Source organism: Pseudomonas sp. YJ42, from assembly GCF_047225135.1.
Classification (GTDB): Bacteria; Pseudomonadota; Gammaproteobacteria; order Pseudomonadales; family Pseudomonadaceae; genus Stutzerimonas; species Stutzerimonas stutzeri_E.
Genome location: NZ_CP178378.1, coordinates 4,354,933 through 4,372,100, shown reverse-complemented (window position 1 = coordinate 4,372,100; position 17,168 = coordinate 4,354,933). Strand labels below are relative to the sequence as shown.

Sequence of the window (17,168 nt, the reverse complement as noted above, 5' to 3'; positions counted from 1 at the left end):
TGTCACTCGACGAACCGACGGAAAACCAGTGAGCCGTTGGTGCCGCCAAAACCAAAGGAATTGGAAACGGCGACATCAATTGTCCTGGGTTTAGCTTCGTGCGGCACGAAGTCCAGATCGCATCCTTCATCGGGCTCATCGAGGTTGATCGTTGGCGGAGCCACCTGATCGCGAATGGCAAGCACGCTGAATATCGCCTCGACAGCGCCGGCGGCACCCAGCAAGTGGCCAACCATCGATTTCGTCGAGCTGACCGACAGCTCGTAGGCGTGACTGCCGAACACTGTCTTTATCGCAGCGGCCTCCGCCTTGTCGCCGGCAGGCGTGGAGGTGCCGTGCGCATTGATATAGTCCACCTGTGCCGCATCGAGCTTGGCGTCCACAATTGCGCTGCGAATGCAGCGAGCCGCACCCGCACCATCATCCGGCGGCGAGGTCATGTGAAAGGCATCGGCGCTCATACCGAAACCGATCAGTTCGGCATAAATTTTCGCGCCACGCGCTTTGGCGTGCTCCAGCTCTTCCAGAACCAGCGCGCCAGCGCCGTCCGACAAAACAAAGCCGTCCCGGCCCTTGTCCCACGGACGGCTAGCTGCAGCCGGATCGTCATTGCGGGTGGACAATGCACGAGCAGCAGCGAATCCGCCGATGCCGAGACCACTGGCTGCCATTTCCGAACCACCCGCGACCATCACGTCCGCCTCGCCATAGGCGATATTGCGCGCCGCCATGCCGATGCAATGCGTTCCTGTGGTGCATGCCGTAGCGATGGCATAGTTCGGACCTTGCAGTCCCAGGTGGATCGATAGAAAGCCGGACACCATGTTGATGATCGAACCCGGCACAAAAAAAGGCGAAATACGCCGTGGTCCTTGTTCGATCAATGCCTTGCAGCTGTTTTCGATATTGGTCAGGCCGCCAATACCCGACCCCATCGCGACACCGATGCGTTCGCGATTAGCGTCGGTGATTTCCAGCCCGGAATCGCGCACCGCTTGAAAACTGGCCGCTAAACCGTATTGGATGAAAAGATCGAGTTTGCGAGCTTCTTTCGCTGGCAGATATTGCTCGACGTCAAAATTCTTGACCGATCCGCCAAAGCGCGTGGAGTAGGCGGAAAGATCCATATGTTCTATCAGGCCGATGCCACTGCGGCCGGCGAGAATCCCCTGCCAGCTGCTTGGCACATCGTTACCCAGCGGCGATAGCATGCCCATCCCGGTGACTACGACGCGTCTACGCGACACAGCAATTCTCCTTACGTTTATTCGACCTGCTCTGCTCCGCCAGCACGCCAACGAGCAAGAACCAGCCATCAGACTCGCGCGCAGGGGCACGACCAGCTGAATACAACTAACTCAAACAAAAGCCGCACTGCCCGTTCAAGGCAGTGCGGCTTACTGGTTCGAAGCAGGATTACAACTTACTGCGCGTGCGCGTTGATGTAATCGATAGCTTCTTGAACAGTGGTGATTTTCTCGGCCTGCTCGTCCGGGATTTCAGTCTCGAATTCCTCTTCCAGAGCCATCACCAGCTCAACGGTGTCAAGGGAGTCGGCACCCAGGTCTTCGACGAAGGAAGCGCTGTTGGTAACTTCCTCTTCTTTGACGCCAAGTTGCTCGGCAACGATTTTCTTGACGCGTTCTTCGATGGTGCTCATACCTTGTTTTCACTCCTATGGAAAAATCAGGCAGCTGGTCTGCGCGGTAGTGTATAGAAAGCGTTTTCCGCATTTCAAGCTGAAAGCGGGCAAGCATGAGCCGGCTTTCAACCATCTGTCTATAAACAAACCGCAGTTTTATAACGAACTAACCAGCCGTTATGACTGCATACATGCATTGGGCGTCACATTAGCTCATGTACATACCGCCATTCACCGGTACCGTAGCACCGGTGACATAGGCGGCGCCGTCAGAAGCTAGGAAGGCGACGACCTTAGCAATCTCTTCCGCTTGCCCAAGACGCCCCAATGGGATCTGCCCTAGCAATGCGTCACGCTGAGCTTCGGGAAGCTCTCGCGTCATGTCAGTATCAATGAAGCCCGGCGCCACGGCATTGACCGTGATACCGCGCGAACCGACCTCACGGGCCAGTGCTCGGCTGAAACCTTCAAGTCCGGCTTTGGCTGCGGCGTAGTTTACCTGCCCAGCGTTGCCCATGGCACCTACCACGGAACCGATGCTGATAATTCGCCCCCAGCGCGCCTTGGTCATGCCACGCAGGACACCTTTGGTCAGACGGTACAGGCTGCTGAGATTGGTATTGATCACATCATGCCATTCATCGTCTTTCATCCGCAGCATCAGGTTATCGCGCGTGATGCCCGCGTTATTCACGAGAATAGCCGGCTGGCCGAGGTGCTGCTGAATATGCTCCAGCGTCGTCGCGACGGACTCATCGCTGGTAACATCCAGCACCAATCCAGCACCTTCGATGCCGTTTTCCTTGAGCGTTTCGGCGATGCGCTCGGCGCCCGACGAAGAAGTCGCCGTGCCAATCACGATGGCGCCCTGGCGACCGAGCTCCAGCGCGATGGCCTGACCGATACCGCGGCTGGCACCTGTCACCAGGGCGACCTTGCCTTGCAGACTCATAAATATCTCCTTGTTCAGACCAGTGCGCTACGAGTGGCAGCGAAAGCTTCTGGCGTTTCTAGATTGTAGGTATTGATGCCCTTGACGCAGCGCTTGTTGAGACCGGACAGTACCTTGCCCGGGCCACATTCGACCAGGTCGGTCACGCCCTGCGCGTTCAACGCAACAATGGTCTCGACCCAGCGAACCGGGCTGTAGAGTTGAGCTAGAAGATCATGCTTGAGCGTATCGAGATCGGATACGATCGCCGCGCTGACATTCTGGACCAACGGAATCTGAGGCGCCTGCCAGGCGGCCGCAGTGACGGAATCGGCGAAACGCTCCGCTGCAGGGCGCATCAGGGCACAATGCGACGGCACGCTGACCGGCAGCGGCATGGCGCGCTTTGCGCCCTTGGCCTTACAAATCTCGATAGCACGCTCAACGGCCGCAGCGCTGCCAGCAATTACCACCTGACCAGGCGCATTGAAATTGACGGCACTGACCACCTCGCCCTGCGCCGCTTCGCTACAGGCCGCCAGCACATCGGCGTCATCCAGCCCGAGGATCGCTGCCATACCGCCGGAACCAGCAGGAACGGCTTGCTGCATGAGCTGGCCACGCAGCTCGACCAGCTTCACCGCATCAACGAATGGCAGGCTGCCTGCAGCGACCAAAGCAGAATATTCGCCCAGGCTATGGCCTGCGACGAACGCTGGGGTCGTTCCGCCTTCAGCCAGCCACAGGCGCCACAGCGCAATCGAAGCAGTCAGGATCGCCGGCTGAGTCTTATCGGTCTGGTTCAACTGCGCCTCTGGACCTTGCTGGGAAAGCGCCCAGAGGTCGTACCCCAGCACGGACGAAGCTTCAGCGAAGGTATCGATGACCAGGGATTGCTGGGCCCCGTGCTCGGCAAGCATGCCGAGGGACTGGGAGCCCTGCCCTGGGAAGACGAATGCAAGTGATGCGGACATGAAACGGCTCTCTTGTGGTTGTTCGTCAGAAGAATACGCCACGGGGACGCACCGGATTGTCAGTTGGATGGCGAGCCGTTGGACGTGGTCACATCAGCAGCGCCTTTTACCGACCGATTGGTCACGAGCAAATGCTCGAGCCGACTGTGCAATCGCTCCGGCAGATTGTGCTCCACGTCCTGGGTTGCGCGCAGGATAGCCGACCGGAAGCCCTCAGCACCGGCGCTACCATGACTTTTCACGACGATGCCCTGAAGCCCTAGAAAGCTGGCACCGTTGTACTGCGCCGGGCGCAGATCGGCCCGCAACTGACGCAACAGCGGCAGAGCCAGCGCCCCTACCAGACGAGAAATCAGTGAACGGCGAAAAAGCGCTTCGACGCGCAAGGCAACCAGATGCGCCAGCCCCTCGCTGGACTTGAGCAAGATATTGCCAACGAAGCCATCACACACCGCTACGTCAGTTTCACCGCGAAACAGTCCGTCACCCTCGACGAAGCCCCGATAATTGATGTCGCCCGCCTGCTGCAGCAGCGCAGCTGCCGCTTTGACCTGCTGGTTTCCCTTGATCTCTTCGGTGCCAACATTAAGCAACGAAACGCGTGGCTGCTCGATACCAAGGCTCTGCGCAGCAACCGATCCCATCACTGCGAATTGATAGAGCTGCTCGGCAGTACAGTCCACATTTGCACCGAGATCAAGCAATAGACAGGCGCCCTCAATCGTAGGAATCGCGGTCATCATGGCGGGTCGGTCGACCCCGGGCAATGTCTTCAATACATGACGGGCGAGCGCCATCAACGCGCCAGTATTCCCAGCGCTGACACACGCTTGAGCCTGACCGTCGCGCACCAATTCCAGCGCAACGCGCATGGACGAGCGTGGCTTGCTGCGCAATGCCTGCGTCGGACGCTCGTCCATGCCGATCACTTCGTCGGCATCGACAATCGTCAGACGCGCGCGATCCACACCCGGACGTCGAGCGATGATCTCTTCAAGAATGGAGGATGGGCCAACCAAGGCCAGGTGCAGCGAGGGGACTTCAGCCAGACAGTGGAGACTGGCCGGAACAATGCAGTGGGGACCGAAGTCCCCACCCATTGCATCGATCGCTATGATCGGAGCAGACAAGACTTACTCGTCAGCGCCCTTGTCGATCACTTTACGACCACGGTAGAAACCTTCCGGGGAAACATGGTGGCGCAGGTGAACTTCACCGGTGCTCTTTTCCACGGACAGGGCGTTCGGCTCGAGCGCGTCGTGCGAGCGACGCATGTCACGGGCGGAACGGGATTTTTTGTTCTGCTGAACAGCCATTGGGATCAACTCCTAAACGTTTGGGTCACGCTTTAACTGAGCCAGTACGCTGAACGGGTTGGACCGCGATACCTCGTCCTCACTCGGCTCGGGCTCATCAGGCCCAGCCGGCGGCTGGCAAACTTCTTGGTCATGGAGTGGAACAATCGGAAGAGCGAGCAGAAGCTCCTCTTCAACCAGCGCCAGCAGATCCAGAGGATCCTCTCCCACTTCCAGCACGTCATAGCCCTTAGGCAGGTGCTGGCTGCTCGAACCTTCATTCACCACGGCATAATCGCACTCGCTGTGAATAGGTAGAACAACCGGCTCCAGACAACGCTGGCAAATCATGGTGACCTCAACATCAAGCTCACTGTGAATGACCACAGTGCGCTGCTCGTCGCGCCCAAAATCAAAACTGGCGCGCACCACACCCTTGTCATCCTCAAGAGGATCGACGAGCCGCTTCAGCCCAGACAATTGCAGCTCACCCTTCAGGTTAGCCGCTCGGTCAGCAAGCTTGCGCGGATCTACGTGCGGAGGTATTGGTCCTTTCAACATAAGCGCGGCATTCTAGGGATGCGCCTCTCGACTGTCAAAGGAATTCAGCCGCACAATTGAGGTCCGCCGACCGACGATCGGACCTCTATATAAAAGGAAGGAAAATGCGCCGCCTGCTTCTCGCATCCAGCTCTCCCTATCGACGCGAACTGCTCTCGCGATTGCAGCTGACCTTCGATTGCAGCGCCCCGGAAATAGATGAGACCGCGCATCCTGAAGAGCTGCCGGAGCAACTGGTGCGTCGGCTGGCTTACGAAAAGGCGCAAGCACTGGCGCCGACCCATCAGGACCACCTGATCATCGGCTCGGATCAGGTCGCTGTGTTAGAGAAGAGCATCCTGGGCAAACCCCGAACATTCGAGCGAGCGAAGCAGCAGCTACAAGCCTGCAGTGGCAAAAGCGTACATTTCCTGACTGCATTGGCGCTACTGGACAGTCGAACCGCAAGCACCCAGATCGATTGCGTCAGCTTCATCGTCCATTTCCGAGACCTCGATGACCACCAGATCGAACGTTATCTGCACGCCGAGCAGCCCTACGATTGTGCAGGCAGCTTCAAGGCCGAAGGTTTGGGTATCAGCCTGTTCCGCGCCACGGAAGGATCGGATGTCACCAGCCTGATCGGATTGCCACTGATCCGACTGGTCGACATGCTGAATAACGTCGGAGTCAAAGTTCCCTGACCCCTCAACCTAGGAGAACTAGCGCAGCTGCGGCCCTTGGAATCCCACCCACAGCGCCAACTGGGCACCGACGCTTGCACCAAGCTTCTTGGTGAAGCGATCCAGCGCGGAATCCTTCACGGTGAAATCCACCAATTCCTCTTCGCCAATCACTTCGCGCGCCACGTAGCTGGTATTACCCAGACCATCAATGAGTCCGAGCTCAAGCGCCTGCTCGCCGGACCAAATGAGCCCGGAAAACAGCTCGGGATGATCGGCGACCTGCAGCCGATCACCACGTCCTTGCTTGACGCTGTCTATGAACTGGCGATGAGTGGTGCCGAGCACGTCGCGCCAAAATTTGGTTTCCTCCGGCTTCTCCGGCTGGAATGGGTCGAGAAACGCCTTATGTTCGCCCGATGTGTAAACCCGGCGCTCGACCCCCAGTTTGTCCATCGTTTCGACAAACCCGAAAGTCGCCGCCGTCACTCCAATTGAACCGACCAGGCTCGACTTGTCGGCATAGATCTCGTCTGCGGCACTGGCAATATAGTAAGCGCCCGAGGCACCCAGATCGGCGATCACCGCATAGACTTTGATGTCGGGGTGCTCGCCACGCAAACGCCGAATCTCGTCGTAAATGTAACCCGACTGTACGGGACTGCCGCCCGGGCTATTGATTCGTAGAACGACGCCCTTGGTTTTGGGATCTTCGAAGGCCGCGCGTAGCGCCCCGACGACATTGTCCGCACTCGCTGACTCTTCGTCGGCGATCATGCCGCGAACGTTGATGACCGCCGTGTGGCTGCCGCTCGCGCTCCTGCTGTCGCCGATCTCCAACAAAGGCGAGAACATCAGCAGCGCTCCGAAGAGATAGACGAAGGTCAATAGCTTGAAGAATATCCCCCACCGCCTAGCCCGCCGCTGCTCCTGGACACCGGCGAGCAAGGTCTTTTCCAGCAACTTCCAACTTCTGCGATCTTCCTGCTGCTCGCTCACAGGTGCTTTCCATTCATCCGACATTCGCAACTACCTCTGCTGTACTTGCGGAGCGCAGCCAATCGCCAAGCTCCGAAAAACAATTAATGGCCATGAGCGGCGAACATGCGCGCAGCACCTCGATCGGCTGCGCACCGTAGGACACCGCAACACTATCTACCCCAGCTCGCCGGGCCATCTCGAGATCGAATACCGAGTCCCCAACCATCAAGGCCCGCTCGGGGCTGACCCGGCACTGTGCCAAAATCTCATGAATCATTAATGGATCAGGTTTGCTCGCGGTTTCATCCGCACAACGGGTCACATCGAAGAAATCGCTCCAACCCTGCCCGTCCAACACCCTATCCAGCCCGCGCCTTCCTTTTCCGGTCGCCACGGCGAGCAGATGCCCCTGGTCGCGAAACTGCTGCAGCGCCAGCGCAACTCCGGGGTAAAGCTTCGATGGTTCGGCCTCCAGCATGAGGTAATGGTCGGCATAGGCACGACGAAACGCCTCAGCCGTCCGCGCATCCGTGACATGTGGATACAGCACCGCAATGGCTTCGGGCAAACCCAGCCCGATGATCCCCTTGATAGCCGCCTCATCGAGGGGCGGTAGGCCGCAACGGGCTGCGGCGACAGAGATGGATTCGACAATACGCCCGATCGAGTCCATCAGGGTGCCGTCCCAATCGAAGATCAGAAGCTCGTATCTACTCACCAAGCCTCTCCAGCGTCCGCGCCCAAACGTCGTCGACAGGCGCTTCCAGACTCAGTTCGCCACCGTCAGGCAAGGGCACTTTCAACGCATAGGCATGAAGAAACAATCGCTTGCCGCCCAGATCACGAATGACCTTCGAAAACTCTTCGTCGCCATACTTGTTGTCGCCCGCAATTCCGTGCCCCGCGTAAAGCGCATGGACACGAATCTGGTGGGTACGCCCTGTTACCGGCTTGGCCTCGACCAGCGTGGCAAAATCGCCGAAACGACGTAGCACGCGGAAGAGCGTCAGCGCATCTTTGCCCTCTTCAGTGACCTCGACCATCCGCTCGCCCGAGCGCAGCGTATTCTTCATGAGCGGCGCGTTCACCTGCTTTCTGCCGGTCTCCCAGCGCCCCCGCACCAGCGCCATGTAACGCTTATCGACACCATCGCCACGCAACTCCTGATGCAGGTGACGTAGCATGCTGCGCTTCTTCGCGACCATCAGCAGCCCGGACGTATCTCGATCCAGGCGATGCACCAGCTCCAACTCCTTCGCATCGGGACGCAGTTGACGCAGCGCCTCGATGACGCCAAAGCTGAGCCCACTGCCGCCGTGCACAGCAATGCCGGCAGGCTTGTTCAGCACAATAAGCGCCTTGTCTTCATAAACGATGGCCGCTTCCAGTCGCTCGAGAAGCCCTTGCGCCACCGGGACCGCCTCGTCCCGCTCGGGCAATCGAAGCGGCGGCACCCGGACTATATCGCCGGCCCGCAGCTTGTATTCAGGCTTTATTCGCCCTTTATTCACGCGCACTTCGCCTTTGCGCAAAATGCGGTATATCAGCGTCTTGGGTACGCCCTTGAGCTGAGTACGAAGAAAGTTGTCGATGCGTTGGCCGGCAAGCTCCGGCACGACCTCGAGCATTTGCACGCCGGAGGTCTGAGAGGGGGTATTGGTCATCGCCGGATGATATCAATTTTCATGGATTTGAAGCACTTAAACATTGCTGTTATAGTCCCGAACGCCACCAAAAGTGGCCAGGTCAATGAATGCCAGCGAAACCGCCATTCCTGACCCAGCAAATGTTCGAGGACGTGAGGCCGTCCGACGGAGCTTCCCTCAAGTAGCGGTGAAGCCCCGAAACAAGCCTTGAAGACATGATGCGTAACCCCGACGGGGAAGCGCGATAATCGATAACCCGCCCGGATTCTGCGAGCGGCACCCGATTTTCAAAGTATGAGTGTTGGGTGGAGATGTACAGCCATCGGATTGCGTAGCAAAGGCTTTCATAGACGCTTCATTCCGTCCGCTACCGATTGCTGATTCCTCCTCCCGAACCATTGCTTCTGTTCCGACAGCAAGCAGGAGACGTCGTCGCGACGCCGGCCCAACTGGCCTTACATCGCTGGACACTGGAGTGCCTTACAACCATTCCTGACTCACCTGACACCGACCGCGAGAGTCGTGTGTGCCGAACGCCGTTTCCGCTGCCCTGGAAACCGACGGTACTACATGAAAAGAATGCTAATTAACGCAACTCAACCCGAGGAGTTGCGTGTCGCACTGGTCGACGGCCAGCGCCTGTTCGATCTCGATATCGAATCCGGTGCCCGTGAACAGAAGAAAGCCAACATCTACAAAGGCAAGATCACGCGCGTCGAGCCCAGCCTCGAAGCCGCTTTCGTGGATTTTGGCGCCGACCGCCACGGCTTTCTTCCCCTCAAAGAAATCTCCCGCGAGTACTTCAAGAAGGCCCCCGAAGGCCGTGTCAACATCAAAGAAGTCCTGAGCGAAGGCCAGGAAGTTATTGTCCAGGTCGAAAAAGAAGAGCGTGGCAACAAGGGCGCAGCCCTGACGACTTTCATTAGTCTGGCCGGCCGCTACCTTGTTCTGATGCCGAATAACCCACGCGCCGGCGGCATCTCTCGCCGCATCGAAGGCGAGGAGCGCAACGAACTCCGTGAAGCGCTGAATGGCCTCGATGTCCCTGCCGATATGGGTTTGATCGTCCGCACCGCCGGGCTCGGCCGTTCCAGTGAAGAAATGCAATGGGATCTGGACTACCTGCTGCAGCTCTGGAGCGCGGTCAAGGAAGCTTCCCAGGATCGCCCCGCCCCTTTCCTGATCTATCAGGAATCCAACGTTATCATCCGCGCCATCCGCGACTATCTGCGCCAGGATATCGGCGAAGTTCTGATCGATAGCGTCGAAGCCCAGGACGAAGCCCTGTCCTTCATCCAGCAAGTCATGCCGCAGTACGCCAGCAAGATCAAGCTGTACGAAGACAGCGTGCCGCTGTTCAACCGTTTCCAGATCGAAAGCCAGATCGAAACCGCCTTCCAGCGCGAAGTAAAGCTGCCGTCCGGCGGATCCATCGTCATCGACCCGACCGAAGCTCTGGTGTCCATCGACATCAACTCGGCGCGCGCCACCAAGGGCGGTGATATCGAGGAAACCGCGCTGCAGACCAACCTGGAAGCCGCTGAGGAAATCGCTCGCCAGCTGCGTCTGCGCGATATCGGGGGCCTGATTGTCATCGACTTCATCGACATGACCCCGGCGAAGAACCAGCGCGCCGTGGAAGAAAAGGTTCGCGAAGCGCTCGAGGCCGATCGCGCCCGTATCCAGGTTGGACGTATCTCGCGCTTCGGCCTGCTGGAAATGTCTCGTCAGCGCCTGCGTCCGTCGCTCGGCGAGACCAGTGGCATCGTCTGCCCCCGCTGTAACGGCCAAGGCATCATTCGTGACGTCGAGTCGCTGTCGCTGGCGATCCTTCGCCTGATCGAGGAAGAGGCGCTAAAAGATCGCACGGCAGAGGTTCGCGCCCGCGTCCCCTTCCAGGTCGCCGCATTCCTGCTCAACGAGAAGCGCAACGCCATCACCAAGATCGAACTGCGCACCCGCGCGCGAATCTTCATCCTGCCGGACGATCATCTGGAAACGCCGCACTTCGAAGTGCAGCGTCTTCGCGATGACAGCCCGGAAATCATTGCGGGCCAGGCCAGCTACGAGATGAGCCCGACCGAGGTCGAAGAAGCCCAACCGGTCAGCTCGACACGCACCCTGGTTCGTCAGGAAGCGGCAGTGAAAACCGCCCCTCCACGGACGGCGCCCGCACCGGCGCCGGCCGCCACGCCAGTAGAAGCCGCCGCGCCTGCCGCCCAGGAGCCGAGCCTGTTCAAAGGGCTGGTCAAATCGCTGGTCGGTCTCTTCGCCGGCAAGCAGGAAGCCCCGGCCGCTGAAGTCAAGCAGAAGCCCGCCACCAGCAGCCGTCCGCAGCGCAACGACGAGCGTCGCAGTGGCCGCCAGCAGAACCGTCGCCGTGATTCACGCAGCAATCGCGACGAAGAACGCAAGCCGCGCGAGGAACGTGCTCCGCGCGAAGAGCGCGCCCCACGTGAAGAGCGTCAGCCCCGCGAAGAGCGCCAGCCTCGTCCTCCACGCGAGGAGCGTAAGCCACGCGAAGCCCGTGAACCTCGCGAGCCGATCGAGGCCAACGACAGCCCGGCGCAGCCACAGCCGCGTCGCGAACGCACGCCACGCGAGGATCGCCAACCCCGCGAAGAGCGCAAGCGCGAATTGCGTGCACCGCTGGATGAGCCAGTCCAGACCGCTCCAGTGGGGGCTGCCAGTGAGGAAATCACCGAGCGTAAACCGCGCCCGCCTCGCGAAGAGCGTAAGCCTCGCGCAGAGCAAGCCGCGAGCACGGACGAACTGCAGCAAAATGACACCGCAGAAGCCACGCAGGATGAACAAGAGTCGACCGAAGGCGGAGATCGTCCGCGTCGTCGTTCCCGCGGTCAGCGTCGTCGCAGCAACCGCCGTGATCGTCAGCGTGATGCCAACGGCAACGAGATTGGCGAAGAGTCCGAGAACAACGTTGCCGAAGTCAGTGAAAGCAATGCACCGGTGAAATCCGAGCAGGTTGCCATTGCCGCGACGGCAGCCGCCCTAGCGGCGAACACGGCCGACACCGACACAGCACCAGCGGCGATCCAGGCCGAGGCGACGTCGGAAACGCCAGCGTCAGCCAATGCCGAAACGGCTAGCACGACCGAAACGGCGAAGCCCGCAGAAGAAGTCAACGCAGCGCCAACAGGCGACACCACGACACCGACTATCGCAGAAGCCGCACCAGCCGCTGCCCCGCAGCCGGAAGCTAGCCAACCAGAACTTTCGGCAATCGAGCCTGAGATCGCGCAAGCACCGGTCGAACCGGTTGCCGAACAGCCAGCGGCAGCGCCCGTCGAACCGGTAGCTCCAGTTCTGACAGCGACCGGCCGCGCACCCAACGACCCGCGCGAAGTACGTCGTCGCCGCCTCGAGCAGGAGCGCCAGGCCAAGGAAGCAGCCGAAGCCGAAGCGAAGGCCGCCGAAGCGAAAGCTTCAGCCGAAGCACAGACACCAGCGGAACTGGCAAGCCCTGAAATCGTTGTCAGCGAGGCGGTTAATATTGCATCGGCCGAACAACCAGTCGCCGATTCAGCCAGCAGCAAGGAAGAGCAGACCATCGAACCGGCGCAGCCACAAACGGCCGAACCAGAAGCCGAACAGGCCGTCACAGAAGCTGTTCTGCTCGAGGAACCGATCAAGCCCACCACGGAAGCTGCCCCTGAGGTGGCCGACGAAGCCACCGAGCAGGATGACGCCGATAAGCGCCAGAACTGACAGGCACAGCAGTAAAAAAAGGGATGCTTCGGCATCCCTTTTTTGTGTCCATGTGCCCGTCACTGGAACCTACAGGAAATGGATACGCCGGTAATCCTCGACACGGCACAACCGAAAGCGATCAGACGCAAGCCGCCCGCCATACCAACGAGTAGAGCGGCCGAACGAACTCCGTATCAGATGACGTTGGGCTCTATTTCCAGCTGCACGCCAAAGCGTTCGGCAATATCCGCCTGGATGCGCCGAGCCAGATCCAGAATCTGCCGACCGGTGGCCTGACCATAATTGACGAGCACCAATGCCTGCAACCGATGCACACCCGCGTCACCGTCCCGATAGCCTTTCCAGCCCGCTCGCTCGATCAACCAGCCGGCGGCAAGCTTGACCTGCTCATCGCCTTGCGCAAACGCCACCAGATCGGGGTATCGCGCCCGCAATGCAGCTGCGATCGACTGAGGGACCAAAGGATTCTTGAAGAAACTGCCTGCATTGCCTAGAACTCGGGGGTCGGGCAGCTTCTCGCTGCGAATGGCACAGACCGCACGACTTACATCCATTGGCGTCGGATGGCGGATATCGTGCTGTTGCAACCATTGGCGCAGAGGCCCGTATTCAAGCTTCAGATTTGCCGTTCGCTGCAGCAAAAAGCGCACCCGCAGAATGACGTAGCGCCCGGCCTCGCGCTTGAACAAGCTGTCACGGTAGCCGAACTGGCACGCTTGCAGATCGAATTCAACGAGACCTCCAGTTTCACGGTCCAGCGCGGTCAGCCCAGCGAACACGTCTTTGATTTCGACGCCATATGCACCAACGTTCTGAATCGGTGCAGCGCCGACGGTACCGGGGATCAGGCTGAGGTTTTCCAGGCCGGACAAACCGAGCTCCAGGCTGTGCAGCACGAAAGGATGCCATGACTCCCCCGCCGCCGCCTCGATCACCACCTGCTCACCGTCGTCATTGAGCACCCGCACGCCCCGACTGGCCATGCGCAGCACCAGCGCATCCACATCCGCAGTAAGCACCAGGTTGCTGCCACCACCGAGAACCCACAGCGGGGCACCAAGACGGCGAGCCTCGGCGAGCGCCTCGACTACCTCCTGGTCGTTATGAGCCTCGGTAAAGCGTGCCGCGCTCGCCTCGACAGCCATCGTATTGAAGGCCTTGAGCGAGCGGTTCTGTTCGATGATAAGGGTCACAGACGCTCCCTGACCTCGTTAAGCAGGGCGACGGATGCCCTTTCGATCAGGTCAAGCACCTGCTCGAAACCGTCCTGGCCACCAAAATACGGATCAGGCACAGCATCTTCGCCCAGGTTGTATCGGCGCAGGAACAGGTCCAGCTCACCGCGCGAGTTCGAGGGCCGTAGCGCCTGCAGTCGCTCCAGATTCTCGTGATCCATTGCCAGGATCAGATCGAAGCGCTGGAAGTCCTCGACCGCCACCTGTCTCGCTCGTAGCGTGCTGAGGTCATAGCCTCGCCTGGCGGCCGCCTGGCAGGACCGCGGGTCCGGCCCTTTACCGACGTGCCAACCACCGGTTCCAGCAGAATCGATGGAAATGCGACCTTCCAGCCGAACGTCCTGCACGTGCTTGCGAAACACCGCCTCAGCGGTGGGCGATCGGCAGATGTTGCCCATGCAGACGAATAGGACGTTCATGCTCAGGCTCCGAGCTGCTTGCGGACACGCTCGAGATCTTCTGCGGTGTCGACGCCAGCCGGAGGCGCCTCGATCGCATCGGCGACGTGAATGCGTTTGCCATGCCAAAGCGCGCGCAACTGCTCGAGGCACTCAGTGTTTTCCAACCAGCAAGGCCCCCAGGCGACGAAGTCGGCCAGGAATCCGGCCCTGTAGGCATAGATGCCGATATGTCGGCGATAGGGAACCTCAGCCGGAAACGCGTCCCGGTCACGGGCGAAGTCATCCCGCGCCCATGGCAACGGCGCACGACTGAAGGTCAACGCCAAGCCATTGATATCGCTAAGTACCTTCACTACGTTGGGATTGAACAACGACTGCGCGTCGCTCATCGGCTCGGCAAGCGTGGCGATGGCCGCTTCCGGATGTGCGTCGAGGTTGCGCGCGACCTGATCGATTACCGCAGGAGGAATCAACGGCTCATCGCCCTGCACATTGACGACGATCGCATCAGTCTCGAGGCCCAGCTTATTCGCCACTTCGGCGAGGCGATCTGTGCCCGAATTGTGATCGATACGTGTCAGCAACACCTCCGCCCCGAAGTCTTGGCAAGCCTCGAGAATCCGCTTGTCATCGGTAGCCACCACCACTCGCTGCGCACCGCTCTTGCAAGCTTGCTCCCAGACGTGACGAATCATCGGCTTGCCTGCGATGTCTTGCAGCGGCTTGCCAGGCAGACGGGTGGACGCATAACGCGCCGGGATCACGACCGTGTAAGGGCTGCTCATTTGTCTAGGCGCTCGTCCACTTCCAAGGTGCGGGCTTCGCTTTCCAGCATCACCGGAATCCCGTCTCGCACCGGAAACGCCATGCCGTCGGCTTTGCAGATCAGTTCGGACTTGTCGTCGGTGAGCTTCAGCGGGCCCTTGCAGAGCGGGCAGGCGAGAATATCGAGCAGTTTGGTATCCATGCGCAGTCCTTGGATGCAGCCGACCGCACCTGGCAGATCGAGCGGCTTAGGGGTGTTCAGGTAGCAATCGGCCCAGCTGTGTATCGAACCAGGTCACGAACGCCGCCGATGGCTCGGCCTGCACCTGCAGATAACACCAGCCCGGCGGCGCGAATGCCCGGCATTTGACCGCATCCTTCTCCGTCATCACCAAGGGTAGCTCGGGGCTGAAACTCAGCTGCTCCAGGCTATAACGGGCGTGGTCGGCGAAGGGATGCGGAATCGGTCGCCAGTGTAGCGCCTCGAGCGTACTGAAGAAACGCTGTGGATTACCGATCCCGGCGACCGCGTGCAGCTGCTGGCCTGGAGGGAAATGATCAAGCGACCAAGCCTGATTGCTTGCCAGCTCGATCAATCGGGATGGCCGCAAGGCGAAGCCGAAACCGGACGGACTGTCGGTCAGTGCTCCATTGAAAAGCACCGCGTCGACCGACTCCAGCCGTTCGAGCGGTTCACGCAGCGGGCCGGCAGGAAGACAGCGAAGATTGCCCAGGCCACGCGCAGCATCGATGAGTACCAGTTCAAGGTCGCGAGCCAGCCGGTAGTGCTGCAAGCCGTCGTCGGAAAGAATGAGATCGAGTGGCTCGCACTCGAGCAGTCCGCGAACGGCGCGTGATCGATCCGGATCGATCATGACCGGAACGCCGGTTCGCTGCGCGATTAAAAGCGGCTCGTCACCCGCTTCGGCCGCCGAGTGGTTGGGCATCACTCGCCAGGGATACGACGGTGGTGTGGCGCCGTAGCCACGGCTGACCACCCCCACCTTCAGGCCGCGGCGACGGCAATGTTCGATGAGCCATAGAATCAGTGGAGTCTTGCCGGTTCCGCCAACGGTGATATTACCCACCACCACCACAGGCACCGGAGCGCGGTAACGATCTGTCGCACCGCTGATGAACTTCTTTCGCTTGGCGACGACCACACGCCGGTAGAGCGCCTCCAGTGGCGCGAGCAACGCCAGGGCCGGGTGCCCTTCGTACCAGGCTCGCTGCAGACGGTCGGCAAAGGACATCAGGGCTCCGGCTGGGCCTCGACGGTGGTGATACGAAGCTGCGCAAACCCAAGCTTTCCGGCTGCATCCATGGCTGTGATGACGGCCTGATGCGGGGTCTTGCCATCAGCGCTGATGATCATCGGCAGGCTGGTGTCACCGCCAGACTCCTTGCTGAGAGCTGCCATTAACGTACTCAGGTCATGCTTGATCAACGTCTTGCCGTTCAGGGTAAAGCTGCCATCGACATCGATGACCACTTCCAGCTGCTTTTTCTCGGCATCCTGGGGCGGCGTACCACTGGCCGCTTCAGGCAAATCCACCTTAAGCTGTGTTTCGCGGGTAAAGGTCGTGGTCACCACAAAGAACAGCAACAAGATGAACACCACATCGATCAGCGGAGCCAAGCCGATGTCGACGTTTTCTCGCGCCTTACGTCGAAACTTCACGCCTTGCCCTCACCCAGATCGACGTCGCGGTCGCCCTGTACGACCTCGACCAGCTTGATCGCCTCCTGCTCCATTCCAACCACCAGTTCTTCGACGCGGCGCAGCAGGAAACGGTGAAAAAACAAGGCCGGGATACCGACCATCAGGCCAGCCGCCGTGGTGATCAATGCCTTGGAGATACCCGCAGCGAGCAAGGGTGCATTGGCCATGCCTGATCCCATGAAGGCACTGAAGATCTCGATCATTCCGAGCACGGTGCCTAGCAGGCCGAGCAATGGCGCGATGCCGGCAATGGTACCCAACGCATTGAGGTAGCGCTCGAGGTCATGGACGACACGCGCCGCAGCCTCCTCGATACACTCCTTCATGATCTCCCGGCCATGTTTGGAATTGGCCAGGCCCGCAGCTAGGATCTCGCCGAGTGGCGAATCCGCGCGCAGCTCTTTAAGTTTCTGGTTGCTGAGCTTCTTGTCCTTGATCCACTTCCACACCTGACCGAGGAGGTGCGACGGAGTCACGCGACTGGGTCGTAGCGTCCATAGTCTTTCGATGATGATGCCAGCCGCGGCGACGGAACATAGAATGATTGGCAGCATTATCCAGCCGCCCGCTTTAACCAGCTCCCACACGAGATGAATCCCCCTCGAAAAAGTGGCGCCACTCTA

19 protein-coding genes are annotated in these 17,168 nt (G+C 59.8%); 2 read left to right on the top strand and 17 right to left on the bottom strand.

The window, feature by feature from the left end; translation table 11 throughout:
- Window positions 1-2: 2 nt before the first annotated feature.
- The 7 genes from fabF to ACL0K2_RS20165 form a co-directional block, all read right to left on the bottom strand.
- Complete coding sequence (gene fabF, locus ACL0K2_RS20195; protein WP_045162872.1) at window positions 3-1,247, bottom strand: beta-ketoacyl-ACP synthase II; 1,245 nt, start codon at window positions 1,245-1,247, stop codon at window positions 3-5.
- 176 nt (window positions 1,248-1,423) lie between these two features.
- Complete coding sequence (gene acpP / locus ACL0K2_RS20190; RefSeq protein ID WP_003283670.1) at window positions 1,424-1,660, bottom strand: acyl carrier protein; 237 nt, start codon at window positions 1,658-1,660, stop codon at window positions 1,424-1,426.
- A 190-nt stretch (window positions 1,661-1,850) separates the two neighbouring features.
- Window positions 1,851-2,594, bottom strand: a complete 744-nt coding sequence (gene fabG / locus ACL0K2_RS20185) for a 3-oxoacyl-ACP reductase FabG (protein ID WP_045162873.1) — start codon at window positions 2,592-2,594, stop codon at window positions 1,851-1,853.
- 14 nt (window positions 2,595-2,608) lie between these two features.
- Window positions 2,609-3,547: an ACP S-malonyltransferase gene (gene fabD / locus ACL0K2_RS20180; protein ID WP_045162874.1), complete on the bottom strand. Its 939-nt coding sequence runs from the start codon at window positions 3,545-3,547 to the stop codon at window positions 2,609-2,611.
- A gap of 59 nt (window positions 3,548-3,606) precedes the next feature.
- Window positions 3,607-4,677, bottom strand: coding sequence for a phosphate acyltransferase PlsX (gene plsX / locus ACL0K2_RS20175; RefSeq protein ID WP_080890630.1), 1,071 nt, complete (start codon window positions 4,675-4,677; stop codon window positions 3,607-3,609).
- A gap of 3 nt (window positions 4,678-4,680) precedes the next feature.
- Window positions 4,681-4,863: a 50S ribosomal protein L32 gene (gene rpmF, locus ACL0K2_RS20170; RefSeq protein ID WP_019342480.1), complete on the bottom strand. Its 183-nt coding sequence runs from the start codon at window positions 4,861-4,863 to the stop codon at window positions 4,681-4,683.
- Between the two features lie 12 nt (window positions 4,864-4,875).
- On the bottom strand, window positions 4,876-5,403 hold the full coding sequence (locus tag ACL0K2_RS20165; RefSeq protein ID WP_045162876.1) for a YceD family protein: 528 nt from the start codon (window positions 5,401-5,403) through the stop codon (window positions 4,876-4,878).
- 104 nt (window positions 5,404-5,507) lie between these two features.
- Here ACL0K2_RS20165 and ACL0K2_RS20160 point away from each other — a divergent pair, with 104 nt between their 5' ends.
- A complete protein-coding gene (locus ACL0K2_RS20160; RefSeq protein ID WP_239609850.1) occupies window positions 5,508-6,086 on the top strand; it encodes a Maf family protein in 579 nt (192 codons plus the stop codon).
- 18 nt (window positions 6,087-6,104) lie between these two features.
- Here ACL0K2_RS20160 and sppA read toward each other — a convergent pair whose 3' ends face one another.
- From sppA to rluC, 3 genes are read right to left on the bottom strand one after another with little or no spacing between them, the layout of a single operon-like run.
- Complete coding sequence (gene sppA / locus ACL0K2_RS20155; RefSeq protein WP_413043295.1) at window positions 6,105-7,088, bottom strand: signal peptide peptidase SppA; 984 nt, start codon at window positions 7,086-7,088, stop codon at window positions 6,105-6,107.
- Window positions 7,078-7,764, bottom strand: coding sequence for an HAD-IA family hydrolase (locus tag ACL0K2_RS20150; RefSeq protein WP_045162879.1), 687 nt, complete (start codon window positions 7,762-7,764; stop codon window positions 7,078-7,080). Before ACL0K2_RS20150 ends, sppA begins: the two co-directional genes overlap by 11 nt.
- On the bottom strand, window positions 7,757-8,710 hold the full coding sequence (gene rluC / locus ACL0K2_RS20145) for a 23S rRNA pseudouridine(955/2504/2580) synthase RluC (protein ID WP_413043294.1): 954 nt from the start codon (window positions 8,708-8,710) through the stop codon (window positions 7,757-7,759). The genes ACL0K2_RS20150 and rluC overlap by 8 nt, the downstream gene beginning before the upstream one ends.
- A 552-nt stretch (window positions 8,711-9,262) precedes the next feature.
- Here rluC and rne point away from each other — a divergent pair.
- Window positions 9,263-12,418 carry a ribonuclease E gene (gene rne / locus ACL0K2_RS20140; RefSeq protein WP_413043293.1) on the top strand — a complete coding sequence of 1,052 codons (3,156 nt, stop codon included), beginning with the start codon at window positions 9,263-9,265 and terminating at the stop codon, window positions 12,416-12,418.
- A gap of 176 nt (window positions 12,419-12,594) precedes the next feature.
- Here the strand turns inward: rne and murB are convergent, their stop codons facing one another.
- From murB to ACL0K2_RS20105, 7 genes are read right to left on the bottom strand one after another with little or no spacing between them, the layout of a single operon-like run.
- Window positions 12,595-13,614 (bottom strand): UDP-N-acetylmuramate dehydrogenase, encoded by a 1,020-nt coding sequence (gene murB, locus ACL0K2_RS20135; RefSeq protein ID WP_413043292.1) that lies wholly within the window; start codon window positions 13,612-13,614, stop codon window positions 12,595-12,597.
- Complete coding sequence (locus ACL0K2_RS20130; protein ID WP_239609077.1) at window positions 13,611-14,075, bottom strand: low molecular weight protein-tyrosine-phosphatase; 465 nt, start codon at window positions 14,073-14,075, stop codon at window positions 13,611-13,613. The genes murB and ACL0K2_RS20130 overlap by 4 nt, the downstream gene beginning before the upstream one ends.
- 2 nt (window positions 14,076-14,077) lie before the next feature.
- Window positions 14,078-14,842, bottom strand: a complete 765-nt coding sequence (gene kdsB / locus ACL0K2_RS20125; RefSeq protein ID WP_045162884.1) for a 3-deoxy-manno-octulosonate cytidylyltransferase — start codon at window positions 14,840-14,842, stop codon at window positions 14,078-14,080.
- A complete protein-coding gene (locus ACL0K2_RS20120; protein ID WP_025241005.1) occupies window positions 14,839-15,024 on the bottom strand; it encodes a Trm112 family protein in 186 nt (61 codons plus the stop codon). Before ACL0K2_RS20120 ends, kdsB begins: the two co-directional genes overlap by 4 nt.
- Window positions 15,025-15,070: 46 nt before the next feature.
- Complete coding sequence (lpxK, locus tag ACL0K2_RS20115; protein ID WP_045162885.1) at window positions 15,071-16,075, bottom strand: tetraacyldisaccharide 4'-kinase; 1,005 nt, start codon at window positions 16,073-16,075, stop codon at window positions 15,071-15,073.
- Entirely contained in the window at window positions 16,075-16,503 is a 429-nt protein-coding gene (locus tag ACL0K2_RS20110; protein WP_045162886.1) for an ExbD/TolR family protein, read from the bottom strand. The genes lpxK and ACL0K2_RS20110 overlap by 1 nt, the downstream gene beginning before the upstream one ends.
- Window positions 16,500-17,132: a MotA/TolQ/ExbB proton channel family protein gene (locus tag ACL0K2_RS20105; protein ID WP_045162887.1), complete on the bottom strand. Its 633-nt coding sequence runs from the start codon at window positions 17,130-17,132 to the stop codon at window positions 16,500-16,502. The genes ACL0K2_RS20110 and ACL0K2_RS20105 overlap by 4 nt, the downstream gene beginning before the upstream one ends.
- Between the last annotated feature and the right edge of the window lie 36 nt (window positions 17,133-17,168).